General features: G+C 32.7%; 20 protein-coding genes and 1 other RNA gene. 8 read left to right on the top strand and 13 right to left on the bottom strand.

The genetic code is table 11. From position 1 onward, the window contains the following. Positions 1 to 55: 55 nt before the first annotated feature. A complete protein-coding gene (gene pheT, locus ACI5KZ_RS12560; RefSeq protein WP_406847808.1) occupies positions 56 to 2,482 on the top strand; it encodes a phenylalanine--tRNA ligase subunit beta in 2,427 nt (808 codons plus the stop codon). A 74-nt stretch (positions 2,483 to 2,556) separates the two neighbouring features. Here the strand turns inward: pheT and ACI5KZ_RS12555 are convergent, their stop codons facing one another. Further along, complete coding sequence (locus tag ACI5KZ_RS12555) at positions 2,557 to 2,748, bottom strand: cold-shock protein (protein ID WP_109310084.1); 192 nt, start codon at positions 2,746 to 2,748, stop codon at positions 2,557 to 2,559. A 186-nt stretch (positions 2,749 to 2,934) separates the two neighbouring features. On the opposite strand from ACI5KZ_RS12555, the gene ACI5KZ_RS12550 reads away from it, so the two are divergent. Next, the gene (locus ACI5KZ_RS12550; protein ID WP_109310083.1) at positions 2,935 to 3,168 is read left to right on the top strand and encodes a putative signal transducing protein; all 234 of its coding nucleotides are present in this window, start codon (positions 2,935 to 2,937) and stop codon (positions 3,166 to 3,168) included. 35 nt (positions 3,169 to 3,203) lie between these two features. Here ACI5KZ_RS12550 and ACI5KZ_RS12545 read toward each other — a convergent pair whose 3' ends face one another. Next, positions 3,204 to 4,829 carry an ABC-F family ATP-binding cassette domain-containing protein gene (locus tag ACI5KZ_RS12545; protein WP_109310082.1) on the bottom strand — a complete coding sequence of 542 codons (1,626 nt, stop codon included), beginning with the start codon at positions 4,827 to 4,829 and terminating at the stop codon, positions 3,204 to 3,206. 250 nt (positions 4,830 to 5,079) lie between these two features. Here ACI5KZ_RS12545 and ACI5KZ_RS12540 point away from each other — a divergent pair, with 250 nt between their 5' ends. Continuing rightward, complete coding sequence (locus tag ACI5KZ_RS12540; RefSeq protein WP_406847807.1) at positions 5,080 to 6,504, top strand: TlpA family protein disulfide reductase; 1,425 nt, start codon at positions 5,080 to 5,082, stop codon at positions 6,502 to 6,504. Between the two features lie 35 nt (positions 6,505 to 6,539). On the opposite strand, the gene fsa is transcribed toward ACI5KZ_RS12540, so the two are convergent. The 4 genes from fsa to ffs all read right to left on the bottom strand — a co-directional run bounded on the left by fsa (position 6,540) and on the right by ffs (position 10,865). Beyond that, entirely contained in the window at positions 6,540 to 7,193 is a 654-nt protein-coding gene (fsa, locus tag ACI5KZ_RS12535) for a fructose-6-phosphate aldolase (protein ID WP_109310080.1), read from the bottom strand. 142 nt (positions 7,194 to 7,335) lie between these two features. Further along, the gene (locus ACI5KZ_RS12530) at positions 7,336 to 9,750 is read right to left on the bottom strand and encodes a choice-of-anchor L domain-containing protein (RefSeq protein ID WP_406847806.1); all 2,415 of its coding nucleotides are present in this window, start codon (positions 9,748 to 9,750) and stop codon (positions 7,336 to 7,338) included. 44 nt (positions 9,751 to 9,794) lie between these two features. After that, on the bottom strand, positions 9,795 to 10,598 hold the full coding sequence (locus tag ACI5KZ_RS12525) for an SDR family oxidoreductase (RefSeq protein WP_109310078.1): 804 nt from the start codon (positions 10,596 to 10,598) through the stop codon (positions 9,795 to 9,797). Positions 10,599 to 10,766: 168 nt separating this feature from the next. Beyond that, positions 10,767 to 10,865, bottom strand: an RNA gene (gene ffs / locus ACI5KZ_RS12520) — signal recognition particle sRNA small type. An 89-nt stretch (positions 10,866 to 10,954) separates the two neighbouring features. On the opposite strand from ffs, the gene ACI5KZ_RS12515 reads away from it, so the two are divergent. The 3 genes from ACI5KZ_RS12515 to ACI5KZ_RS12505 all read left to right on the top strand — a co-directional run bounded on the left by ACI5KZ_RS12515 (position 10,955) and on the right by ACI5KZ_RS12505 (position 14,015). After that, on the top strand, positions 10,955 to 11,989 hold the full coding sequence (locus tag ACI5KZ_RS12515) for a glutaminyl-peptide cyclotransferase (RefSeq protein ID WP_406847805.1): 1,035 nt from the start codon (positions 10,955 to 10,957) through the stop codon (positions 11,987 to 11,989). A gap of 2 nt (positions 11,990 to 11,991) precedes the next feature. After that, entirely contained in the window at positions 11,992 to 12,381 is a 390-nt protein-coding gene (locus ACI5KZ_RS12510) for a thioesterase family protein (protein WP_109310076.1), read from the top strand. Between the two features lie 86 nt (positions 12,382 to 12,467). Next, positions 12,468 to 14,015, top strand: a complete 1,548-nt coding sequence (locus ACI5KZ_RS12505; RefSeq protein WP_406847804.1) for a hypothetical protein — start codon at positions 12,468 to 12,470, stop codon at positions 14,013 to 14,015. A 60-nt stretch (positions 14,016 to 14,075) separates the two neighbouring features. Here ACI5KZ_RS12505 and ACI5KZ_RS12500 read toward each other — a convergent pair whose 3' ends face one another. From ACI5KZ_RS12500 to glyA, 3 genes are all read right to left on the bottom strand, one after another. Beyond that, complete coding sequence (locus tag ACI5KZ_RS12500) at positions 14,076 to 14,405, bottom strand: hypothetical protein (protein ID WP_406847803.1); 330 nt, start codon at positions 14,403 to 14,405, stop codon at positions 14,076 to 14,078. Between the two features lie 2 nt (positions 14,406 to 14,407). Beyond that, on the bottom strand, positions 14,408 to 15,139 hold the full coding sequence (locus ACI5KZ_RS12495) for an SOS response-associated peptidase (protein WP_109310073.1): 732 nt from the start codon (positions 15,137 to 15,139) through the stop codon (positions 14,408 to 14,410). 183 nt (positions 15,140 to 15,322) lie between these two features. Beyond that, entirely contained in the window at positions 15,323 to 16,594 is a 1,272-nt protein-coding gene (gene glyA / locus ACI5KZ_RS12490; RefSeq protein WP_109310072.1) for a serine hydroxymethyltransferase, read from the bottom strand. Positions 16,595 to 16,838: 244 nt separating this feature from the next. Between glyA and fahA the strand changes: the two genes are divergently transcribed. After that, positions 16,839 to 18,128 carry a fumarylacetoacetase gene (gene fahA, locus ACI5KZ_RS12485; protein WP_406847802.1) on the top strand — a complete coding sequence of 430 codons (1,290 nt, stop codon included), beginning with the start codon at positions 16,839 to 16,841 and terminating at the stop codon, positions 18,126 to 18,128. A 54-nt stretch (positions 18,129 to 18,182) separates the two neighbouring features. Beyond that, positions 18,183 to 19,400, top strand: a complete 1,218-nt coding sequence (locus ACI5KZ_RS12480) for a TlpA disulfide reductase family protein (protein ID WP_406847801.1) — start codon at positions 18,183 to 18,185, stop codon at positions 19,398 to 19,400. A gap of 2 nt (positions 19,401 to 19,402) precedes the next feature. On the opposite strand, the gene ACI5KZ_RS12475 is transcribed toward ACI5KZ_RS12480, so the two are convergent. From ACI5KZ_RS12475 to recG, 4 genes are all read right to left on the bottom strand, one after another. Beyond that, complete coding sequence (locus ACI5KZ_RS12475; protein WP_406847800.1) at positions 19,403 to 20,158, bottom strand: carbonic anhydrase family protein; 756 nt, start codon at positions 20,156 to 20,158, stop codon at positions 19,403 to 19,405. Positions 20,159 to 20,448: 290 nt separating this feature from the next. Further along, positions 20,449 to 21,582: a cadherin repeat domain-containing protein gene (locus ACI5KZ_RS12470; protein ID WP_109310068.1), complete on the bottom strand. Its 1,134-nt coding sequence runs from the start codon at positions 21,580 to 21,582 to the stop codon at positions 20,449 to 20,451. Positions 21,583 to 21,673: 91 nt separating this feature from the next. Beyond that, a complete protein-coding gene (locus ACI5KZ_RS12465) occupies positions 21,674 to 22,474 on the bottom strand; it encodes a hypothetical protein (RefSeq protein ID WP_406847799.1) in 801 nt (266 codons plus the stop codon). A gap of 84 nt (positions 22,475 to 22,558) precedes the next feature. Beyond that, positions 22,559 to 24,697, bottom strand: a complete 2,139-nt coding sequence (gene recG, locus ACI5KZ_RS12460; RefSeq protein ID WP_406847798.1) for an ATP-dependent DNA helicase RecG — start codon at positions 24,695 to 24,697, stop codon at positions 22,559 to 22,561. Positions 24,698 to 24,735: the final 38 nt, after the last annotated feature.

Here is a 24,735-nt window from a genome sequence, read left to right as displayed (position 1 = left end):
TTTGAATGCTTAAAAGCAATATTTTATCTTTGCCAACTTAAAGAGCAAAGCAAACATGAAGATTTCTTACAATTGGTTAAAGCAATTTATAAAAACAACTTGGACACCAGATCAAATTAGCGAATTACTTACAGACTTAGGTCTTGAAGTTGAGGGGGTTAGTTCTTTTCAATCTGTTAAAGGAGGGTTAGAAGGTATCGTAGTTGGAGAAGTTTTAACCTGCGTGCAACATCCTAATGCAGATAGACTAAAAGTAACCACAGTTGATATTGGATTAGAGACTCCGTTGCAAATTGTTTGTGGAGCTCCAAATGTTGCTGCTGGACAAAAAGTTCCTATAGCAACAATTGGGACAACATTATACACAAAAGAAGGGGAAGCTTGGACCATAAAAAAAGGAAAAATTCGAGGAGAAGAGAGTCATGGGATGATTTGTGCTGAAGATGAACTTGGTCTTGGAGAGTCTCACGATGGTATTATGGTTCTTGATACGAAACTTAAAGTTGGTACTTTGGTTGCCGATATTTTTGAAGTTGAAAACGATCAGGTTTTCGAAATTGGCTTAACGCCAAATAGAGCAGATGCTATGAGTCATTTAGGAACTGCTAGAGATTTAAAAGCAGGTTTGCTTCAAAAAGACGTACAATTAGAATTAATTACACCTTCAGTAAGTGCTTTTCATGTCGACAATAGGACTTTAAGGATAGATGTAGATGTTATAAATAAAGATTTAGCACCAAGATATTGTGGCGTAACTATCTCTGGAATTAAGGTTGAAACCTCTCCAGATTGGTTGCAAAATAGATTAAAAGCCATTGGTTTAACACCAAAAAACAATATTGTGGATGCTACAAATTATGTGTTGCATGAATTAGGACAGCCACTTCATGCTTTTGATGCAGCAAAAATTACTGGAAATAAAATAGAAGTAAAGACTTTACCAAAGGGAACCAAGTTTATCACTCTTGACGAAGTTGAGAGAGAACTACATGAAGAAGATCTAATGATTTGTAATGCCGAAACACCAATGTGTATTGCTGGGGTGTTTGGAGGCTTGGAGTCTGGAGTCACAGCAACTACAACAAGTATCTTTTTAGAGAGTGCTTATTTCAACCCAGTAAGTGTTAGGAAAACTGCAAAAAGGCACAATCTAAACACAGATGCTTCTTTTAGGTTTGAAAGAGGAATTGATCCAAATATTACTGAATATGCTTTAAAACGTGCAGCTTTGTTAATTCAGGACATTGCTGGTGGAGAAATAACGAGCGATGTATCAGATTTTTACCCAAATAAAATTGAAGATTTTCAAGTGCGTTTTAGTTTTGACAATGCAAAGAAACTTATTGGCGAAGAAATACCTAGAGACTTAATAAAGCAGATTTTAATGTCGCTAGACATTAAAATTAATAACGTTACAGAAACTGGTTTAGGTTTAACGGTTCCTGCTTATAGAAACGATGTGCAACGTGAAGCTGATATTATTGAAGAAATTCTACGTGTTTATGGTTATAATAACATAAAAACAAACGAAAAAATAAACGCTTCTATTTCTAACACTTCTAGATTTGAAGATTATAAGTTGCAAAACGTAATTGGTAATCAATTGGCTTCTCAAGGTTATTATGAAACCTTAACAAATTCTCTTACTTCTCCAGAGTATGTAACCTTAAGTGAACAACTTAAAGAAGAACACAACGTAGAAATGCTTAATCCTTTAAGTAGCGATTTAAGTGTGTTAAGACAGTCTGTTTTGTTTTCTGGATTAGAAAATGTGAGCCACAACATTAATAGAAAGCGAGATAATTTAAAATTGTTTGAATTTGGTAAAACCTATCATAACTATAAAGAAACACGAGAAGAGTATAAACATTTATCTGTGTTTGTAACAGGAAATAGGCATAACGATCGTTGGAACACTACAACAAAACCAAGCGATTTCTTTTTCTTAAAAGGAACTATTTCGAGTGTGTTAGAAAGATTGGGTTTAGCAAATTATAATGCATCACCAATTAAAAACGATGTGTTTAGTGAAGGAGTTGTTTTTTCTTTTGGAAAGAAACAATTGGTTGAATTTGGTGTAATAAAAAAATCTATTTTGAAACATTTTGGAATTTCACAGGATGTCTTATTTGCCGATTTTAATTGGGATCATGTAATAGAAATGGCAAAACACCAATCTGTTAAGTTTCATAGTATTCCTAAATACCCAGAAGTTAAGAGAGATTTTGCACTTTTATTAGATAACAATGTGACGTTTGAAGATATCGATAATATAGCCAATCAAACAGAAAAAAAGTTACTTAAAGATGTTAATTTGTTTGATGTGTATCAAGGTGATAATTTACCAGCAGGTAAGAAAAGTTATGCTGTAAGTTTTACACTTCAAGATGAAAATAAGACACTTACAGATAAACAGATTGAAAAAATAATGAAAAAACTTCAAGCTAATTTCGAAAAGGAATTAGGTGCGGAATTAAGATAATTCCAGTAAATTTTAAGCATAAAAAAGCCTCGAATTTTCGAGGCTTTTAATGTCTTCAATAAGTTTAAAATATATTATAATACTTTAACGTTTACTGCATTCATTCCTTTTCTACCTTCTTGTAAATCGAATTCTACGGCATCACCTTCACGAATTTCATCGATTAATCCAGAAATGTGTACAAAATGTTCTTTGTTTGTGTCATCTTCAACTATAAATCCAAATCCTTTAGAATCGTTGAAAAATTTTACTGTTCCTTTACTCATTGTAATAATTTAATTAATTTAATATTAAACAAATATAATCATATAATTTTATAATGCCATATTTAGGTGTATTTTTTGAAATAGTCAGAAATTACACTTAAATTATTTTCTAAGATTTTGCAACTCTTAACATCTTATTAGATTGTTATTTTGTATCTTTAAGATGAATGCTAAATTATAAATGATATGGATTCTAGTTATCAAAAAATATATACAGGGAGTTTTATTATTGCTCAATTAATTGTAGATAAGTTAGAAGCAGTAGGTATTAGTCCTATTGTTAAAGATGAAACTGAATCTGCAAGGCTAGCTGGTTTTGGGTCTTCTATTCCTGGATATCAAGAAATTTTTGTTAGTGAGGATGAACTTGATGCAGCTGTACCTGTTGTAGAAAGTGTAACAGCCGAACTACAATCATAAAAAAAAAGCTCTGGATTTTTTTCCAGAGCTTTTTTTTAAACTGTTACAGCATACATTTTATTTCGTAACTCCTTTATTTTAGGATCTTGCATATAATCGTCGAAGGTTGTATGTCTGTCAATAACGCCATTTGGAGTTAACTCAACTACTCTGTTTGCTACTGTTTGAGCAAATTCATGATCGTGAGTTGAAAACAACACAGTTCCTTTAAAGTTTTTTAAAGAATTATTAAATGCAGTAATACTTTCCAGATCTAAATGGTTGGTTGGTTCGTCTAACATTAATACGTTGGCTCTTACCATCATCATACGACTTAACATGCATCTAACTTTTTCTCCACCAGAAAGGACGTTTGATTTTTTTAGAGCTTCATCTCCACTAAAAATCATTTTACCTAAAAAGCCACGAATATGCACTTCTTCACGTTCTTCTTCAGTTTTAGCCCATTGACGTAACCAATCTACTAAAGATAAATTATTTTGAAAAAACTCGCTATTATCTAAAGGTAGATAAGACTGTGTCGTGGTAATTCCCCAATTAAAAGTTCCAGAATCGGCTTTTTCTTTTCCATTTAATATTTGATACATAGCAGTTGTTGCTCTAGAATCTCTAGAGAATAATACCACTTTATCTCCTTTTACCAAATTCAAATCTATTTTACTAAATAGAAGTTCACCATCTAAAGATGCCGATAAATTTTCAATGTTTAATATCTGATCTCCAGCTTCTCTTTCTCTTTCAAAAATAATGGCTGGATAGCGACGACTAGAGCGTTTAATATCTGCAATATTTAATTTCTCAATCATTTTTTTTCTACTAGTTGCTTGTTTCGATTTAGCAACATTAGCAGAAAAACGTCTAATAAACTCCTCTAATTCTTTTTTCTTTTCTTCAGCCTTTTTGTTTTGTTGCGCATGTTGTCTTGCAGCTAATTGAGACGATTCGTACCAGAAGGTGTAATTTCCAGAAAAATGATTTATTTTACCAAAATCAATATCGGAAATATGTGTGCAAACTGCATCTAAAAAGTGTCTATCGTGAGAAACCACAATCACACAATTATCATAATTAGCCAAAAAGTTTTCTAACCAAGAAATAGTTTCATAATCCAAATCGTTGGTTGGCTCATCCATAATTAACACATCTGGATTACCAAACAAGGCTTGTGCAAGAAGTACACGAACTTTTTGTTTTCCATCTAAATCTTTCATCAACGTGTAATGCAATGTTTCTGGAATACCTAGGTTAGATAACATGGCAGCAGCATCACTATCGGCATTCCAACCATTCATCTCTTCAAATTGTACTTGTAGTTCTCCAATTTTCTCAGCGTTTTCATCTGAATAATCGGCATACAAAGCATCAATTTCAGTTTTTAGTTTAAATAAAGGCTTGTTACCCATTATAATGGTTTCTAAAACGGTATGCTCATCATAAAGCGAATGGTCTTGTTCAAAAACAGACATGCGTTTTCCAGGTTCTAAATGAACATGCCCAGAAGTAGGGTCTTGTTTGCCAGCTAAAATCTTTAAAAAAGTAGATTTCCCTGCGCCATTTGCACCAATAATTCCGTAGCAATTCCCTTGATTAAATGTGGTGCTTACTTCATCAAAAAGCACACGTTTTCCAAATTGAACAGATAAATTAGAAACTGATAACATAATAGATTAATTTAATTTTACTCAGATAATTATTACTAAATATAAAGGTTTTCGAGAACTTACAGTTTAATAAATTTTACTCCTTGACATAAAATATTCTTGTAAGTTTTGCAAAAGTAGAAAAAAGCAACAACAACATGAAAGAAAACCAATCTTATTAATATTTAACAACGAATTAACAGCACTTATAGAGGGCAACTTTTACTTTTGTAGTTAATAACAACCATATTGAATTTTATTGAAAAGACGTATGAAGTATTTTTATCTAATATTATTATTTGCTTTAACTCTTATCTCTTGCAAAAAAGATTCCAAGACAGATGAGGGAGATGTAGCTTTTATTGGTGGTGAATTAATTAATCCTACAGTAAATTATGTTATTATTTCAAAAGGGAAAGAAGTATTAGATACAGTTACTCTAAATAAAAAGAACAGATTTAATTATAAGATAAGCCATATGGAACCTGGGTTATATAAGTTTCATCATGGTGTGGAGTATCAAATGATACTTTTGGAACCCAATGATAGTTTAATGCTTAGACTTAATACCATGGAGTTTGATGAATCTTTGGTATTTACAGGAAAAGGAGCCAGAAAGAATAATTATCTAATTAATCTGTTTTTGAATAGCGAAGTTGAAGAAAAAGCAATTTTAGGATTTAGTCAGTTACCTGCTAAAGATTTTGAAAGTAAATTAGATTCCATTCGTGATAGTAAATTAAGAAAACTAAAAAGGTTTAGCGGAAAATTAACATTATCTGATTTGTTTATTGAGTTAGTGGAAGCTAATATAAATTACGATTATTATTTAAGTAAAGAGGTTTATCCTTTTGTTAATTATACCAATACAGAACGAGAAATTTTAGAAGGATTACCTGAAGGGTTTTACGATTTTAGAGAGAAATTAAATTATAATGATGATAATTTAAAGGATTATTTCCCTTACTATTCATTTTTAAAACATCATTTCGAAAACGTTGCTTTAGCGGAACATTTTAAGCATTCAACAGATAGTGTCTTTGATAAGAAATCGTTAGAATTTAGTTTAATTAAACTAAATTTAATTGATAGTTTATTAACAGACGAAAGTATTAAAAACTCCTTATTAATAGGAACAGCTATCGAGTTTATTAGTAATAATAAAGATGTAGATAGTTACGATGCTATGTTAATCTCATATACTAGTAAAAGCACCAATTCTGGACAAAAAAACTATGTAGAAAAGATTGTTAAAGCTTTAAAAGGGTTAAAAGCAGGCAATCCATTACCAGATATAAAAGTTTTTGATGTAAACGATAATGAGCTAAATTTAAGACGCGTTACGAATAAAAAACCTAGTGTTGTTTTCTTTTGGTCTCAGGCTAACCTAATGCACTTAAAAGAATGTCATAATAAAGTAAAAGAGTTGAAAACTAAATATCCTGAAATTTCATTTATTGGAGTAAATGCAAATAATGAAAACAAGGAGTTATGGTTGAAAACATTGGAAAAATATGGCTTGTCTGCAGAAAAAGAATATTTATTCAAATTCCCAAAAGAAGCAAATCAAGCATTGGCTATATATCCAATTAATAAAGTTATTATAATAAATAAAAAAGGATTAATTGAGAACGCACATACCAATATGTTCTCTATTAACTTTGAAGAAGAATTGTTGGGAGTATTAAACCAATAAAAAAATCCTCAATTATATTGAGGATTTTTTAAACTTTAATTTCCTTTCTTGAAATCTTCCAGAAATTTAGCTAGTCCTATATCTGTTAATGGGTGTTTTAAAAGACCTTCGATTGCGCTTAATGGCCCAGTCATAACATCAGAACCAAGTTTTGCACAATCAATAATATGCATAGTATGACGAACAGATGCTGCTAATATTTGAGTTTCAAATCCATAGTTATCATAAATGTGACGGATTTCAGCGATAAGATTTAATCCATCTGTTGAAATATCATCTAATCTTCCAATAAAAGGCGAAACATAAGTTGCGCCAGCTTTTGCGGCTAATAACGCCTGTCCAGGAGAAAACACCAAAGTAACATTGGTTTTAATACCTTTATCTGAAAAATATTTACAAGCTTTTATTCCATCTTTAATCATAGGTAACTTAATAACTATTTGTTCGTGTAAATCAGCTAGAGCTTCCCCTTCTCGAACCATGCCTTCAAAATCTGTAGATATCACTTCAGCACTTACATCTCCATCTACAATATTGCAAATGTCTACATAGTGCTTTAAAATATTATCATGACCAGTAATGCCTTCTTTGGCCATTAAAGAAGGGTTTGTTGTAACGCCATCAAGAACGCCTAAATCTTGGGCTTCTTTAATTTGATCTAAATTTGCAGTGTCAATAAAAAACTTCATAAATATTGATTTTTTATATTCCTTTATTTAGGAATAAGTGAATATTTTACTTGTGTATTTTCGATGTACAAAATTACAATTTATAATGGTTTCGATTTTGTTTTTAACAAACAAAATCATAGTTATTAACACTTTTATTAGGTTATCTTTTTAGTGTAAAATGAGATTTAAATTGCTTTTTTACTTTGTCTTTTGGTTCAGTATACTCTAGAGTAAACCAATAATCATCAGTGCTTAAAAGCTCTCCTTTAAAAGTGCCATCCCAACCATTTCCATTAGGATTCAATTGTTTTATAAATTTACCATATCGATCAAAAATGTATATTTTGGCATCTAATTGATTGCTAATACCATAAATATTCCAGGTATCGTTATATCCATCATTATTTGGTGTGAAAAATTTTGGGTAATCTATAACTGTAATGTCATAAGTGAGCTCGTTACATTTATAAAGATCTCTGACTCTTATGTGGTGTTCTCCACCAGTTACCTGTTGAAAAATGTTATAATCTTGCCAAACGCCATAATCTAAACTGTATTGATAGCTTCCATTTCCAACAACACTTACGTCTAAAGCATTGTTGTTTTCGAATGCTGTTGTTATAATTTCTACAGAAATACTTTCTGGAGGATACGAGCTAACAACTAAGGTCGTTGCAGGTATGGTACAGCCAGAAATAACATCTGTAGCATTTACTGTATAATACCCCGGAGTTGTTGGATAATAAAAAGATTGTGTTGCTCCTAAAATAATTTCAGTAGTAAGAATTTCTTCTCCATAATACCATTGAAATGTGTATTCTGCATCGCTGTAATAAGTTTCTATTGGTGGATTAGGAATCAAGGTTTCTGTAACAGCATCTATAACATTATCAGAAGCATCTAAACAAATCACATAAAGCTCTTCAAGCGAAATACTTAGTACATGTAGAGTCACTACTGAAGTTGAAAAACAACTAGTATTATCTGTATTTTCTAATCTTACAACTATATCTTGCGTGTCTTTAATCTGATTCGTATAAAGAGAAGGTAAAGGTGAAGCGTTATTGTTGGCATCTTCCTGATTTAAATGATAGCTAATATTGAATTGCGCTGGATTTTGGGTACCTAATATCTTATTAGTAATGGAACTTAAATCAAATTCAGTAAACCCGTTAGTGTTGTTGCCATCTCCACCATCATCACAAAGGTTATAAAGATAAGGGTTTGTGATTGGTAGATCAAACACATTAATTTTAAAACTAGTGGTATTGAAGCAACCAAAGATGTTGTCTTCAATTCTTGCAAATAGCGTTTCTTGTTGATAAGCTACTTGATTCGTATAATTATTTCCTAAAGGATTGTTGCCACTATCTGCATCCAATTGACTTTTATAATAACTAACCGAGTAGTTTGTTGCTAATTGATTTCCTAATATATTGTTATTTAAAGAAAGGAGGTTAAGGTTCCAAAAACCATCAGCATCATCGTCACAAATAAATTGATTGGGTATGGGGTAGGCCATTGGAATTGTTTTATGCTCAATTTTAATACTATCCGTTGCAGCACAATTGGTGTTAAAATCAACGGTTACACTATACGTTCCAGGAATAATGGCATCTAGAGTCGAATTTGTTTCACCAACAATTTCTACCCCATTCAAAAACCAGGTATGAGTACCGATGTTTGTTGGAATTTGTGTGTCTAAAGTATGGACATCGTTAGAACAAACGGGATTACCATTAGATACTGTAAGATCTTCTCCTAAATCTAAACCTAAATTAAATCCACCTGCCTCTAAAAAAATAGCAGAATCAAATGCTGCATCTCCTTGGTCTGCTACTACTAATTTTATTTCATAAGCTTGATTAGGAATGACAGTGGTACTTGCAGTTAAAACTTTTGTTTGGCCTCCATAGTTTGTGTAAGACAAATTATATCCTTCAAAAAGGTCTGAATTAGCAGCACAATTATTAGAATTATTTATGCTAGTAACACTAACAGGAGTACCGTCTGGTAATACCGCTAAATTTGTGTAAGTTGGGGTGCCCACTTCTCGTAATAAAAATGCAAAACCATCTGTATAAGTACACTCAAAATTACCGTCGTATTCTTCAGATGCCATTATAAAGCGAAAACTAAAATCGGGAGATGTTGGTACAAAATTAAATTTTATAAAAGTAGCATCATTGGTAAAGTTAATGCCTAAAGCAGATTCTAAATCAGCATCACCAGGTAGAGAATTGTTGTAATCTGGAAATGGAAAAGAATTATTGGTTGTGTTACCAGCTGGATGAGCTCTACCACTAGTAATTATTATGCCTTCATTAAACGGAAAGGCACTTCCTGTTGCTTTTTTAAAATAACCATAGCTTTTGGTTGTATGTTGATTTGCAGAACCATAAACTTGACTAGAAAAATTATCGACTTCAGCACAGTCGCCACTAATTAAGACTTCTTCGACCAATTGTTGCAAACTGTAAACCGATTCTATATCTGCAGAATCATTAATGCTGATAATTTGAGAATATCCAGCAAAACTAAAGAGTAAAATAATGAGGGATAAAATGTTTTTCATAGTTAACGTTACAAATCACTTTTAATAGAAAGCAATTTATGAAACTATAATTTATAATGATTAATTAATAGTTTTTCGTAGACTTTATCGGGTAAAATGCGTTTTAACACAATGGAGAATTTTTGCATAAACTCACCAACTTTGTAATGTACTTTAGGATTTGGGGTGTTTATTATTTTAAATATAGCTTTTGCCATGAGCAAGGGGTCTTTGCCTGAATCAACATGAGAGTCCATTAAACTTAAAGTATTTCCATATGGTGTTTTGTAGGGCGATGATTCTAAAATTGGTGCATGATACCGTCCAGAAGCAATATTCGTGGCAAAATCGCCTGGAGCTACATTAGTCATATGAATGTTGAAATCTTTTAATTCCATTCTAAAAGCTTCGGTAACCAATTCAAAAGCTCCTTTGCTTGCGCTATAAATACCTCTATATGGCAAGCCCATATATCCAGCTATGGATGTAATGTTTATTATCAATCCAGAACCATGTTCTCGCATACTTGGTAAAATTGCTTTAATCACATTTATAGGACCAAATAAATTGGTTTCAAAGTTGTTCTTAATTTCAGCTTCTGGAATTTCTTCAATTGGTCCTGTAATTCCAACACCAGCATTATTAATTAAAACATCAATACGTCCTTCTTTAGAAAGCACATCATTGACAGCTTGTTTAATAGTTTGATTATTTGTAACCTCTAAAGCTACAATTGGAAATTTACTTTGAGGATATTTTTCTGGAGACCTACTTGTTCCATAGACTTTGAAGCCTTTGTTGATTAAAAATTCGCCAATCGATTTTCCAATTCCTGAAGAACCACCTGTAATCAATACAACTTTAGACATATTTTAAATGTATAGTTAAAAATGTAAAATTAATAATGTATTACATAAAGTTGATATAAAAAGAAAAAGATTTAAAAAATGTAAGAAGAGATTCTTTTGAAAGTGAGAGCGTCTTAAATTAAAAAAATCTTGTAACAGAGCGTTCAAGATTTCATTTTTGGGCACAAAAAAAGGCAAGCTACCTACATCACACCGCTACGACCATTTACCTTTGCTGTGTTCCCACCCTGGAGGATTCAACAGGAGCTGGTTGTGTAGGACTTGCCGGATGCAAAGATACAATCTTTTAATTTTATCACAATGATTTTTTAAACTGAATTTTAATAAATAACTTGCTAAAAATATTAACAGTCAAAATGAATACTATTAAACATCTTACAATCATAATTTTAGGAATTTTTTTCTTGTCTTGTGGGAGTAATTCTGCACAGAAAAAAAATGATATTTCTATCAAAACGAATGCTGAAGGTCATGCAATAACAGCAGATAAAACATTAGAATTAGAAATTTCTAATCCAAAAAGCCATGAGATTGCTTCTGTTGAATATAAACTTGATGGAAAACCAGTTTCTGAACATGTGGAGCTAAAAACACTTAGACTAGGAGATCATCTGGTAGAAGCAACTCTAAATTTTGGAGGTGAAACAGCAACCATTACTCAAAATATTACCATTTTAAACAACCAGACACCAAAGGTCTATTCCTATAAAATTATAAACGAATATCCTCACGACATCACTTCCTACACACAAGGGTTGGAGTTTTATAATGGAGAATTATACGAAAGTACGGGACAATATAGAGAATCGAAACTTAGAAAGGTAGATTATAAAACAGGAGAAGTGTTAAAAAACATCAATTTAGACGATGAGTTTTTTGGGGAAGGTTTAACTGTTTTAAATGATAAAATTTATCAGCTTACATGGAAGAGAGGTACGGGATTTGTTTATGATGTTGATACATTCGAAAAAACAGGAAGCTTTAAATACGGAAATAGTAAAGAAGGTTGGGGGATTTGTAACGATGGAAAGAAACTTTATAAGAGTGATGGTACAGAAAAAATTTGGACACTGAACCCTGAAACACTTGTTGAAGAAAGTTATATTCAAGCTTATCATAATAAAGGAAAAGTGGTTGAATTAAACGAGCTTGAGTGGGTTAATGGTAAAATTTATGCCAACCGTTATAATAAAAATGGTGTAGCCATAATAAACCCAGAAAGTGGCGCTGTAGAGGGTGTAATTGATTTTACACCATTAAGAAAATTAGTAACTCAACATCCAAAGCTAGATGTGTTAAATGGTATTGCTTACAATCCGGATACACAAACCTTATTTATTACTGGTAAGCGTTGGGATAAACTTTTTGAAGTAGAAATTATAGAAAACTAATCTTGCAAACTTACGAGACCTTATTAACTGTCACAGAAGATGATTTAGACGACCTAAACCACGTAAACAATGTGCGTTATGTACAATGGGTTCAAGAGGTTGCTAAACAGCATTGGTTAAGTAAAGCACCTAAAGAAATTACAGACGCATATTTTTGGATCATGCTGTCGCATTTTATAGAATATAAACGTCCGGCGCTAATTAACGAGGTGATTAAACTAAAAACCTACGTTATTAAATCTGAAGGCGTTACATCTATAAGAGTGGTAGAAATTATCAATAACAAAACAAGTAAGTTACTTGCAAAGTCCGAAACTACATGGTGTTTTATGGGTTCTAAGACTTTAAAGCCGGCAAGAATTCCAGTTGAGATTTCAAAAATATTTCAGTAAAAATGAACTTTCATACGAATTCATCAATTCAAAAGTTATATTTTTACCAAGTACATGATTCACAATTAATAAATGATCATTAAAAAATGAAGCAAGCCTTTTATCTTATTTTTTGTTTAAGCGTTTTAATCTCCACCAATTCTTGTAGAAAAGATTTAGATTTTGGACCAAGTTCTGGAAACCTAGAATTTTCAAAAGACACCATTTACTTAGATACCGTTTTCACCAATATTGGTTCAAGTACTTACAACCTAAAAGTGTATAACAGAAGCAGTAACGATATAAGTATTCCATCTATTAGACTGGCTTTAGGCGAAAGTTCAGAATACCGTTTAAATGTCGATGGCATGCCAGGAAAAGAATTCCAGAATGTGGAGATTCTAGCCAAAGACAGTATGTATGTGTTTATTGAAACAACCATTGATATTAATAATTTACCTAATTTAAATGGTGAGTTTTTATATACAGATAAAATAGAATTTGATTCTGGGTCTAATTCGCAATCGGTTGAATTAGTCACCTTAGTCAAAGACGCTGTTTTTATCTATCCAGATAAAGATAATACCACCGGAGTCATTGAAACGTTGACTTTAAATATAGGAGGAGAGGTAGTAGAAACAGAAATTCAAGGACGTTACTTATTGCCTACGGAATTGACTTTTACAAACGAAAAACCATATGTGGTCTATGGCTACGCAGCTGTTCCAAATAATGAAACTTTAACAGTTGAAGCTGGAGCAAGAGTACATTTTCATGCAAATTCTGGACTTTTAGTTGCAGAAGGAGCAAGTTTACATGTTAATGGAGATTTAAGTGCAGATCAAGACCTCTTAGAAAACGAAGTTATTTTTGAAGGTGATAGGCTAGAACCTGCATTTTCTGATGTTCCAGGACAGTGGGGAACCATTTGGCTCTTTGATGGTAGTGTTAATAACATCATCAATTATGCAACCATTAAAAATGCGGCTGTTGGCGTTTTAAGTGAAGGGAATCCAGATGCTATAAACAATAAATTAACCATCACAAATTCGCAAGTTTACAATTCTAGTAACTTTGGAATTTTAGGAAGAAATACGTCTATTCTGGGTGAAAACCTTGTTATTAATAATGCAGGACAAAGTTCCTTTGCTGCCACCTATGGCGGGAATTATAACCTAACGCATTGCACAATAGCCAATTACTGGAATAATAGTTTTAGACAATTTCCAGCGTTATTGGTAAACAATTTTTTCGATACTGTTGATACGAGATATATTACCGATTTAACCGAGGCTAATTTTAACAACTGCATTATTTACGGAAACGATAATCCTGAATTTATTTTAGATGAAATTGAAGATCCTTCAGTGGTGTTCAATTTTAAATTCACAAACTGTTTGTTGAGGTTCGAAGATACCAATGGGAGTTTTACTGGTGAAAATTACAATTTAAATGGACCTCATTACGAAAACAATATTTACAATTTGAGCCCAGACTTTAGGGACGCCAATGAAAACGATTTGATTATTGGTAATAACTCTGCTGCAAATGGTATTGGGGATACAATAATTGCAGGTCAAGTGCCATTCGATATATTAGGTGAACCTAGAACAGCTTCACCAGATGCTGGCGCTTATCAGCATATCATGTTTTAGATTTTTATAAAAATAATGTTTAGTCATTCCGACTAATGGAGGTATCTATTGATTTATCAGTTAGCCTTTAGTTGGTCTCTTGCAATCCTCTTTATGATAATGAAACTCTGAACGATAATATTTCTTAGCAAACCTTAATGCTGAGTTAATAGCGATATCTTCATAATAGGTAATCACATGTTTCATGTACATATATTGTTTTTCAGAAAAATTACAATCTGCATACCAATTGTTCATCTTAGTGCCAATAGTTTGTTTCATTGATGTTATTTCAATTTCTACTAAAGAATCATTTACTTCAAAAATGGCATTTTTTATATAATGTTTGAAGTCTTCATAAGCACCTTTTACAACTCTTTGACATTTGAAATGTAATATCTTTAAATCCATAATTAAAAGAGTGTGGATTTTTCAACAGGTTCAACAATATAAGGCTTATTAGTGTCTATGCCTTTCTTATAAAAATCTCTACTAACTGGATGAGCACGAAATTCATTTGTGGTAAAACCATGTGCCATAAGTTCATTTAACGTTTGTGAATTAACACCATCATCAAGCCAATCTTCATATAAATCATCTGCTAAAACTAAAGGCATTCGTTTTTTTTTGTTATGAACTTCTGAGAAAAAGTCATTGGCTTCAGTAGTAATAATTGTAGCTGTAAACAAATCATCATCTAATTCTGTATAAAGTCCTGCGAACATAAATAAATCTCCTTCTGGAACTTCTTTTGAAGGTTGATAACAGAAATAAGGAATTGACAAACCATTTTCATGATGTGGTTCATAAAATCCATCTGCTAATATTAGACATCTTTTTGCTTCAGCACTTTGTTTAAACGAACTCTTTTCAAAGATTGTTTCACTTCTTGCATTTAAAGTATTACTCTTTTTTAAAAACGATTTAGGATCTTGTTTTGCCCAATCTGGTACTAAACCCCAACTTGCAGGATAAATAGATTTTTGCTCATCCATTTTTATAATATAAAAGTTACCATGAGTAAATCCGTTTAAATGATAATATGGTTCATATTCCAAAGGGATTTCAAAATTTGCAGGCATCTGACTTAGCAGTTTTTTCTCAATTTCCTCTCTATTTTTACGCAATGAAGTTGAAAAGCACATGTTTAAAATAATTTGACTCTAAATTAAAAAATAATCAAAGACGATATTGAAAATGATATTAACAAATTTATAGTTGAATTACAAAACGGAATTAAAACAGGTGCTTTAGTAGGTTGTGCTTGAAAAATATAGACATAAAAAAAACCTGCATCATTAGCAGGTTTTTTTTTATGTCTATATAATTTATGCAAACAAAGGCAAACCACTCATCAAGGCATTGACTTTCCCTGCAATTGCAGTTAGTTTATCTTCGTCTTGATAATTCATTAAAGCTTCATCTACTAAAGCCACAATGCCTTCCATATCTTCTTCTTTTAAACCTCTGGTAGTAATCGCAGGTGTTCCAATTCTAATCCCAGAAGTTACAAATGGCGATTTATCATCAAAAGGCACCATGTTTTTATTGACTGTAATATCTGCTTTTACTAAAGCTTGTTCGGCATCTTTACCTGTAAGATCTTTATTTCTCAAATCAATCAGCATCATGTGATTGTCTGTGCCACCAGAGATAATATGGTAACCTCTATCTACAAACGCTTTTGCCATAGCTTGTGCATTCTGCTTTACTTGCAGCATATAATGCATAAAGTCATCCGTTAATGCTTCACCAAAAGCAATAGCTTTAGCGGCAATAATATGTTCTAATGGACCACCTTGGTTTCCAGGAAAAACAGCAGAATCCAATAAAGAAGACATTTTACGAAGGTTTCCATTTTTAAGGGTTAATCCAAACGGATTATCAAAATCCTGACCCATCATAATCATTCCACCTCTTGGCCCACGTAAAGTCTTATGGGTTGTTGTAGTTACTATATGACAATGCGGCAACGGATCGTTTAAAATACCTTTGGCAATCAATCCAGCTGGATGCGAAATATCGGCTAAAAGTAAAGCACCAACACTGTCTGCAATAGCTCTAAAACGTTTAAAATCCATGTCTCTTGAATAAGCAGAAGCACCTGCAATAATTAATTTGGGTTTTTCTTTTTCAGCCATTTCAGCTACATGATCGTAATCTATAAGTCCAGTTTCTTTTTTAACACCATAAAATACAGGATTGTATAGTTTTCCAGAAAAATTCACAGGAGACCCATGAGTTAAATGGCCGCCATGAGATAAATCAAAACCAAGAATTTTATCACCTGGCTTTAAACATGCAGCATAAACAGCAGTGTTTGCCTGACTTCCAGAATGTGGTTGTACGTTTACATAAGCAGCGTTAAACAGAGTTTTTGCTCTATCTATAGCTAACTGCTCGACTTCATCTACCACTTCACAACCTCCATAATAACGTTTTCCAGGATAGCCTTCAGCATATTTATTTGTTAAAACTGAGCCGGCAGCTTCCATGACTTGATTGCTTACAAAATTTTCTGAAGCAATTAATTCTATGCCTTCTAGTTGTCTGTGTTTTTCAGCTTCTATTAATTCGAATATTTGTTCGTCACGTTGCATATTTGTCTTGTTTTTAAATACCCGAAAATTCAGAGTTTCTGGGTGTTAATTCTATTATAGTTAAAATCATGTCAAAAATAACAAATTGATTAGTTTAATTCATCAAAAAACATATATTTACTTCACTTTTAATATTTTTTTTAATGTTGAAAGTGAAACCACATTTTCTCTTTATAATTAGTATAAAAATAAAAAGTTATGTAGGTTTGAATAGAATTTAACAAAAATTAATCAACTAAAAGTTATGCCAATGTCAGCTAACAATCCAGATAGAAGATCGTGGTTACACGTCGATAAAAATTCAGATTTTCCAATTCAAAACATTCCTTTTGGTGTGTTCTTAACACGTGATGATATTATTACCATAGGAACAAGAATAGGAGATACAGCTATTGACTTGGGTGCTTTGCACCAGTTAGGTTATTTTGAAGGCATACCGTTAACGGATGATATTTTTCTTCAAGATACTTTAAATGATTTTATAGCAGATGGAAGAAAAACTTGGCGTTTGGTTAGAAATAGAATTGCCCAAATTTTTGATGCTGAAAATGGCGATTTAAAAAATAACTTGAAGCATAAAGAAATAGTCCTATTTCGTTTAGACGAGATTGAAATGCAATTACCTGTTCAAATTGGAGATTATACAGATTTTTACTCAAGCATCGAACATGCTACCAATGTAGGAACCATGTTTCGCGATCCAGAAAACGCCTTAATGCCTAACTGGTTGCACATTCCTGTAGGATACCATGGTAGAAGTAGTTCTATAATCCCTTCGGGAATTCCTATTCATAGACCACAAGGACAAACCCTTCCTGCTGGAGCTACGGAGCCTGTGTTCGGACCGTCAAAATTAATAGATTTCGAACTTGAAATGGCATTTATTACCACAGATGCAAACGATCTTGGCGAACCCATTCCAATCGAGGAAGCTGAAGAATATATTTTTGGACTTGTTCTTTTTAATGACTGGTCTGCTAGAGATATCCAAAAATGGGAATATGTGCCTTTAGGCCCTTTCTTAGCGAAAAGTTTTGCTTCATGTATTTCACCATGGATTGTAACACTGGATGCTTTAGAACCTTATAGAGTGGAGAGTCCTAAACCACTAAAGCCGCAATTGCCTTATTTACAATATAAAGGAAAGAAAAGCTATGACATTAAATTGGAAGTAGGTATCACACCAAAAGCGGCTAAGGAAACCATTGTTAGTAAATCTAATTTCAAATACATGTACTGGAATATGGTACAGCAATTAGCACATCATACGGTTAATGGTTGCCCTGTAAACTCAGGTGATATGATGGGATCTGGAACTATTTCCGGTCCAACACCAGATTCTTACGGTTCTATGTTGGAACTTACATGGAGAGGCGAAAAGCCTATTAAACTGAAAGACGGAACAGAACGTAAGTTTATAAACGATTATGATACGGTTACCATGCGTGGTTACTGCGAAAAAGATGGCACCAGAATTGGTTTTGGTGAAGTCTCGACTCAGTTGCTCCCAATATTTAATCCCAAAAAAAAATAAATAATAAGAAGCGACCAGTTGGTCGCTTTTTTCTTTTAATACAAATTGTCACATATGCGAATCATTAGTTTACTGAGTCTATTAATTATTTTGGTTTCCTGTAAAGAAGAAACAAAACAACTTAAGATTTTACAAACAGGAACTTACAAAGCTTTTTTGAAAGTAAACGATAGCGTCAATCTACCATTCGTGTTTGAAGTGTTATCTGAAAGTAAATTTCAGATTTTTAATGCTGAAGAAGTGATTTTTGTCGATGAGGTGACTTATAGAAACGATTCTGTTTTTATAAAACCTCCTGTATTCGATAGTTATATAGCTGCAAAGATTACTGATACAGGCTTGGAAGGTAGTTATATAAAAGACGATTTAAATCGAACTGTTCCTTTTGCAGCTGTGTATGGTGAAACCAAACGTTTTGAAACAGTTGATAAAGCTAGAACAGATGTTTCTGGAATCTGGGAGGCCACGTTTAGTCCAGACATTGAAGCTGATAGGTATATAGCTAAAGGTGTTTTTAAACAAGACAATAACAAAGTAACTGGAACTTTTAGAACCACGACTGGAGATTACAGGTATTTGGAAGGAGTTTTAGATGGTAATCAATTAAAACTCTCCACTTTCGATGGTTCTCATGCCTTTCTATTTACGGCAACCGTAACAGATAGTTCCATGCAAGGTATGTTCTACTCTGGAAACCATTTTAAAGAGCCTTTTAGTGCGAAACGTAATGATGTTTACGAATTACCTGATGCAAACGATTTAACCTTTTTAAAGGAAGGTTATGAGAAAGTGGCTTTTTCCTTTCCTGATGAAAATGGTAACATGGTTTCTCTAGATGATGTCAGATTCAAAAACAAAGTGGTCTTGGTACAAATTATGGGAACCTGGTGTCCAAACTGTTTAGATGAAAGCAAATACTTAACAAGCTATTATAAAAACAACAAAAACAAAGCCTTTGAAATTGTAGGATTGGCTTTTGAATACACAAAAACTGAAGACCAAGCCTTTGCCAACATACAAAGACTTAAAAAACGCTTAAATATTGAGTATCCAGTATTGTTAGCACAATTTGGAACAGCCAGCAAAGTGTCTGCACAAGAAAAACTGCCTATGTTAAATCATGTGTTGAGTTATCCAACCACCATTTTTATAGATAAAACAGGTGTCGTACGTAAAATCCACACTGGATTTAATGGTCCAGCAACAGGAGATAAGTACACGGAATTTGTAAATGAATTTGAAAGTTTTGTCAAAGACTTAATTCAAGAGTAGATTTATTCTAGCCATTCTACCAAGCCTGTGCTCATGTTATAAATACCACCGATAATTTTAATGTCACCATTGGCTTCCATGTCTTTTAAAATAGGACTGTTTAAACGAATTTGATTCATGGTATTTTCTATGTTGCTTTCACAAACTAGGTGCACAAACTTTTCGTTATTAGAATTTCTTTCACCATCGTAAACCACATTGTCTATTGCTGGTTTAATTTTTTGAAGCATAGGTGTTATATTGCCCAATTGCACATCGTCAATACTAGCTTTGATAGCACCACAATACTCGTGACCTAAAACTAAAACAAGTTTGGAACCAGAGACTTTACAAGCATATTCCATGCTACCTAAAATATCTTCATTGCTAAAGTTTCCAGCAACACGTGCAACAAAAACACCACCAATACCTCTGTCAAAGACGTCTTCTACAGGTACACGACTATCAATACAAGATAAAATAATGGCTTTAGGGTGTTGAGATAGAGAGCTGTTTCTTACTTGTTGCGAATGGTTTCTAGAAGTTAAATCGTTGTTGGTAAAACGTACATTCCCATCTTTAAGCGATTGAATCACCATGTCTGGTGTTAAAGCTTTTTGCTGTTCTTTCGTTATAACGTCTTCTACCAATCCGGTTATAGGTTTTTCAACAACTACTTGAGTTGGTTGTAGGGTTGGAATTGTTTTGTTTTCCTGCTTGCAGGCTGTAAATGAAACGAATACAAAAGCTAAGAATGTAATTTTAAATGTGTGGTTCATGGGTTTGGTTCATGGGTTAGAAATAGTATTAGATGCTGTAAGATATGGGGTTTATTTTAGTTTTCCAAAATAGGTGTTTGTTCATGAGTTATTGTAAATGATTTTGAAGGGTTTTGAGTTGTCGCTTATCGGTCTCGACTATGAGTAGTTGCGTGGTTAAGCAACTAATTCAGTAAATATAAACCAAATAAACACAAGCTAAGTGAACTGGCTGAAAGCAAAAAACTTGAGGGTTTTTCAGAAGGGGGCTAAAATCCAAGCAATTCATTATTACGTATTAATTTAATTTATTATTGACTACAATTTCCATCAATAATATCTTGTTGAGTTGGATTAAAAGAATTACCTGTTACAGTATAATCTTCAATTATTTCATTATTCACTAAAGTAGAAATACTACAAAAATCTGTCAATAAGAAATTAGCATCGATATATAAAAATCCTCCAATAGAAATTAAATTATCTAAGCCATTTAAAGTTGTCAAATCAGTGTTTGCTTGGATTATAACTTGGCCATTTACATGAGTAAGGCTAGTTAGGCTCGTAATATCTTCTAAATTTTGGTTAGTACTAATTCGTAGAAAGTCGCCGACAGTTGCTAAATTATTTAACCCGTTTAAGTTAGTAAGAGATTCATTATAATTTATTATTAAAAAACCATTAATAGAATTGACGATTGACAACTCATTTAAGCTTGTTAAAGATTCATTTCCTTGTATATTTATGTTATTGCCAATTGAATTTAGATTACTTAGTTCTGTAATTCCAGTTAAAAGATAGCAGTTTAAAATAGTTAAATCAGATTCTATCTCTGCTAAGTTATTCAAACCATTTAAATTAGTTAATTGCACACAATTGTCTAAGTTTAGGCTGCCAACTTTTATGATTGAAGAAAGTGAGTTCAATGATGTAACCCAGCCGTTTATACGGAGTGTTCCAGTTATTTCTGTATATTGATTTGATCCAAATGCGTTTACTTCTGCCTGAGTAAGAAGACTAACATTTCCTTCATATATATTTGATTCCTCAACATCATTTAAATTTATAATTACATTAGACTCTTCAAAAACAGAGCCATTTGAAACTTTTATGGTTCCAGTAATAGTGGGATTAATTTCAAAATCAAATAAAGTTTCATTATTCACAGCTAACTTGCCTGTGGTTGAATTTATAGTGAACGCGCCATTTAAGGATTCATTTAAAATTGAAAAAGTTACGGTTCCTTCATTTGTAACTCCTTCAATAGTTCCTAAAACTTGGCCTGATAATGGGTTTTCATCAATTGTTATTGAAAAATCACTTGTAGTTACAGTTATTACTGTAGGATTGTTTGGTCCTTCATTATCATCAATATTATTAGTATCATCATTTGAACAGGATATTATTAAAAATCCTATTATAAAAGTAAAGGTCAATTTTTTCATTTGGTTTTAATTTTTTGTTGACGACTTATAATTAAATCGCTTCAATGTTTTACGTTAGATTATAATAGTTGGTAATATTTAAATTAACAACTTATTCATATTCAAATGTGGTAGTACTAATTGTAGTTGTGTTACTATTGTACGTTTCTGTTACTATTTTAGTTGTTGGATAATTATCAGAATCATATGTGATGGTTGTTTCGTAATTACGGATAGACTCGTTGGAATTTCCAACATTGTAAGTTCTTATTTCATTCACAATATTGTTATCAGATAAGCTTTGTATTAAGAGTTGGCCAAAAATTATTTTATTAGTATCAGTAAAATTAGAATATGGAGTTGGCTTAGTATCATGTGAAATTTCAGAATGGTCATAATTGTCTTCAGAAATTGTAACATTCCCATTCGAATAAACATAACTTACTTCTTGTTGAAGAATTCCTTCTACATAAAAGATGAAACCATTCAATTCGCCATTGACATTATAAAAGAACTCCATTTTTTCATCTTCAGTCCCATTCGAGGTGTAGCTTATTTTCTCAGCAAGTTTATCATTTACATAATTATATTCAATTGTTAGATACAATTCATCATTCTCATATTCTGTGGCTGAAATCACTAAATCATTTTCATATGTAAAAATTATACTATGAATATCATCAGGGATATTTTGGCCAAATTCTGTAAAGCTACTTTCAATTTCAATAACTTTATTTTCAGAATTATAGATATAGATGTTTTTATATACACCATAATTGTCTTCTTCAGTGATTTTGATTAATTTTTTTTCAGTCTGTTCTGGTGATGTATTATTTGGTTCATCATTGTCAGAAGAGCAAGATAAAACTGTAAATCCAAATAAAATGATTAGTAGTAAATTCAGTTTATTCATAAAAGGTAGTTTTAGGGTTGTGTTAAAATTGAGTGCAATTTAACATTATTAAACTAAAATTTAAATACGTAGTAACACGTATATTTAACTAATATAATTCCAGATATTCTTGTATTTGCTAAGCTGCTGGTAGGTGTGTAGAATGGTTTTGTTTTCTGGTGCTTTTAGAGTCGGGTCGCTACTAAGTATTTTTTTAGCGTAATATCTGGCAGACTGTAAGATGTCTTTGTCTTTTAGCAAATCGGCAATCTTAAGGTTTAAAACGCCACTTTGCTGGGTTCCCATAATGTCTCCCGGGCCACGAAGGTTTAAATCTACTTCGGCAATTTCAAAACCATCGTTGGTTCTGCACATGGTTTCTATACGTTTTTTGCTGTCGTTGCTTAATTTGTGGCTAGTCATTAATATACAATAGCTTTGTTCGGCACCACGGCCTACACGTCCACGCAACTGGTGTAATTGCGAGAGACCAAAGCGTTCGGCGCTTTCTATTATCATAACCGAGGCATTGGGTACGTTTACACCAACTTCTATAACCGTTGTAGCAACCATGATGTTGGTTTCACCTTTTATAAAGCGTTGCATTTCGTAATCTTTGTCTGCTGGTTTCATTTGTCCATGCACAATCGAAATCTGATATTTCGGAGGGGGGAAGTCTCTGGCCACACTTTCGTAACCATCCATTAAATCCTTATAATCCATTTTCTCACTTTCCTGGATTAATGGATACACCATATAAATCTGTCTACCTTTATCAATTTCATCTCTTATAAACCTGAAGACTTTTAGTCGGTTAGTATCATACCGATGTACCGTTTTTATGGCCTGTCTTCCCGGAGGTAATTCGTCAATCACCGAGATGTCTAAATCGCCATAAACAGACATGGCTAAAGTTCTTGGAATAGGTGTTGCAGTCATGACCAAAATGTGTGGTGGAGTAGCCCCTGAATCTGGTCCGTTTTGGGAGAATTTAGGAGGGCCTTTTCGCCACAATTTACTTCTTTGTTCGACTCCAAAACGGTGTTGTTCGTCGATAATGGCGAGGCCTAAATTCTGAAATTTTACTTTATCTTCAAGGAGAGCATGGGTGCCAATTAAGATGTCTAATTCGCCATTTTCAAGCGATTTATGAATTTCTTTTCTTTCTGAAGTATTACTTGAACCAGTAAGTAGTTTTATACTGATATTTAGATTATTAGATAGCTCTTTAAATCCGTTATGGTGTTGGACTGACAAAATTTCAGTCGGAGCCATTAAGCAGGCCTGGAAACCGTTGTCAAGCGCTATGAGCATTGACATGAAGGCGACTATGGTTTTTCCTGAACCCACATCTCCTTGTAAGAGACGGTTCATTTGTGCATTACTGCCTAGATCTTGTCTTATTTCTTTTAACACACGTTTCTGTGCGCTGGTTAATTGGAAGGGTAAATGGTTTTTATAAAACGTATTGAAATGGGTTCCAACTTGTGTAAAAGGCAAGCCTTTAATTTTCGATTTATGGATTAAATTTTTCAGAATTAATTGCAATTGAATATAGAATAATTCTTCAAATTTTAATCGGAATTGTGCCCGTGCTAATTGCTCTTGATTTTTCGGAAAATGGATGTTAAAAACAGCCTCAGATTTGGATGTTAATTTGAGTTCTGAAAGAATACTTTCGGGTAACGATTCTACAAACCGTCCCTTGGTTTCCAGAAACAATTGTTGCATGATTTTATTAACTACTCGATTGGAAATGCCTTTATTCGATAATTTTTCGGTAGAAGGGTAAATGGGCTGCATGGCAGAGCTTAAATTCTTTTGGTGTTCCTCCAGAAGTTCCATATCTGGATGCGGCATGCTAAAAACACCATTAAACCAGTTTACTTTCCCGAAAACAACATAGGGTTTTTTAAGTTTGATGCTTTCGCGAATCCATTTCTGCCCCCGAAACCACACTAGTTCCATGGTTCCTGTGTCGTCTTTAAAGGTGGCTACTAGACGTTTGCCACGTTTTTGAGCAACTTCTTTTAAACTGATAATCTCTCCAATAATTTGTACTTCGGCCGTATTGCGTTGTAACTGATTGATTTTGTAATATTGGGTTCTGTCTAAGTATCTGTTTGGAAATAAATTAATTAAATCCTGATAGGTGTGAATGCTTAGTTCTTTTCGGAGCAAATCGGCACGATTCGGTCCAACACCTTTTAAATAATCTATGGGGGTTTGTAAATTATTAGACATAACACGAATATAAACCTTAATCTTGAAACTTTAAACTT

The organism is Xanthomarina sp. GH4-25, from assembly GCF_045363175.1.
Classification (GTDB): domain Bacteria; phylum Bacteroidota; class Bacteroidia; order Flavobacteriales; family Flavobacteriaceae; genus Xanthomarina.
Note: the sequence above shows the minus strand (reverse complement) of the source record. Positions and strands in the feature narration are given on the sequence as shown.

Bases quoted from the DNA above. Each gene is read 5' to 3' on its own strand.
- ACI5KZ_RS12530 (WP_406847806.1), bottom strand. From the start codon at position 9,750: ATGAAAAACATTTTATCCCTCATTATTTTACTCTTTAGTTTTGCTGGA.
- ACI5KZ_RS12495 (WP_109310073.1), bottom strand. From the start codon at position 15,139: ATGTGCTTTTCAACTTCATTGCGTAAAAATAGAGAGGAAATTGAGAAA.
- ACI5KZ_RS12500 (WP_406847803.1), bottom strand. From the start codon at position 14,405: ATGGATTTAAAGATATTACATTTCAAATGTCAAAGAGTTGTAAAAGGT.
- ACI5KZ_RS12555 (WP_109310084.1), bottom strand. From the start codon at position 2,748: ATGAGTAAAGGAACAGTAAAATTTTTCAACGATTCTAAAGGATTTGGA.
- pheT (WP_406847808.1), top strand. From the start codon at position 56: ATGAAGATTTCTTACAATTGGTTAAAGCAATTTATAAAAACAACTTGG.
- fsa (WP_109310080.1), bottom strand. From the start codon at position 7,193: ATGAAGTTTTTTATTGACACTGCAAATTTAGATCAAATTAAAGAAGCC.
- glyA (WP_109310072.1), bottom strand. From the start codon at position 16,594: ATGCAACGTGACGAACAAATATTCGAATTAATAGAAGCTGAAAAACAC.
- ACI5KZ_RS12475 (WP_406847800.1), bottom strand. From the start codon at position 20,158: ATGAACCACACATTTAAAATTACATTCTTAGCTTTTGTATTCGTTTCA.
- ACI5KZ_RS12550 (WP_109310083.1), top strand. From the start codon at position 2,935: ATGGATTCTAGTTATCAAAAAATATATACAGGGAGTTTTATTATTGCT.
- fahA (WP_406847802.1), top strand. From the start codon at position 16,839: ATGCCAATGTCAGCTAACAATCCAGATAGAAGATCGTGGTTACACGTC.
- ACI5KZ_RS12545 (WP_109310082.1), bottom strand. From the start codon at position 4,829: ATGTTATCAGTTTCTAATTTATCTGTTCAATTTGGAAAACGTGTGCTT.
- ACI5KZ_RS12505 (WP_406847804.1), top strand. From the start codon at position 12,468: ATGAAGCAAGCCTTTTATCTTATTTTTTGTTTAAGCGTTTTAATCTCC.
- ACI5KZ_RS12465 (WP_406847799.1), bottom strand. From the start codon at position 22,474: ATGAATAAACTGAATTTACTACTAATCATTTTATTTGGATTTACAGTT.
- ACI5KZ_RS12515 (WP_406847805.1), top strand. From the start codon at position 10,955: ATGAATACTATTAAACATCTTACAATCATAATTTTAGGAATTTTTTTC.
- ACI5KZ_RS12540 (WP_406847807.1), top strand. From the start codon at position 5,080: ATGAAGTATTTTTATCTAATATTATTATTTGCTTTAACTCTTATCTCT.
- ACI5KZ_RS12525 (WP_109310078.1), bottom strand. From the start codon at position 10,598: ATGTCTAAAGTTGTATTGATTACAGGTGGTTCTTCAGGAATTGGAAAA.
- ACI5KZ_RS12480 (WP_406847801.1), top strand. From the start codon at position 18,183: ATGCGAATCATTAGTTTACTGAGTCTATTAATTATTTTGGTTTCCTGT.
- ACI5KZ_RS12470 (WP_109310068.1), bottom strand. From the start codon at position 21,582: ATGAAAAAATTGACCTTTACTTTTATAATAGGATTTTTAATAATATCC.
- recG (WP_406847798.1), bottom strand. From the start codon at position 24,697: ATGTCTAATAATTTACAAACCCCCATAGATTATTTAAAAGGTGTTGGA.